This is a genomic window from Leptolyngbya sp. CCY15150, from assembly GCF_016888135.1.
Taxonomy (GTDB): domain Bacteria; phylum Cyanobacteriota; class Cyanobacteriia; order RECH01; family RECH01; genus RECH01.
The window spans coordinates 1-317 of sequence record NZ_JACSWB010000286.1 but is presented as its reverse complement, the minus strand read 5'-3'; the positions used below and the strand labels follow the sequence as shown (position 1 = coordinate 317).

Below are 317 nucleotides of genomic sequence, written 5' to 3'. Positions count from 1 at the left end.
GTTGGATGTGGGTAATGACAATGGCTATGCCGTCGAGGTAACGGTTACCGATGCAGATGGGTTAAGCACCGCACAACTGTTTAATATCAACGTCACCAACATAAACGAAGCGCCTACGATTGTGACCAATAGTGTGGTGAATGCGCCGGAAAACACCGCACTGGTAGTTGATATCGAAGCCACAGACGATAGCAATAGCGAGGGGAATGGCCTGACCTACAGCCTCAGTGGTGGGGAAGACCAAGGGTTATTTACGATTGATGCCACCACGGGTGAGTTGTCCTTCCTCTCCGCACCAGACTTTGAACAGCCGTTGG

The 317-nt window shown here is 51.1% G+C and carries 1 protein-coding gene; it reads left to right on the top strand.

What is annotated here, in order from left to right:
- Nucleotides 1-317, top strand: a 317-nt coding sequence (locus JUJ53_RS22280; protein ID WP_204154254.1) for a cadherin repeat domain-containing protein, incomplete at both ends; no start/stop codon positions are given.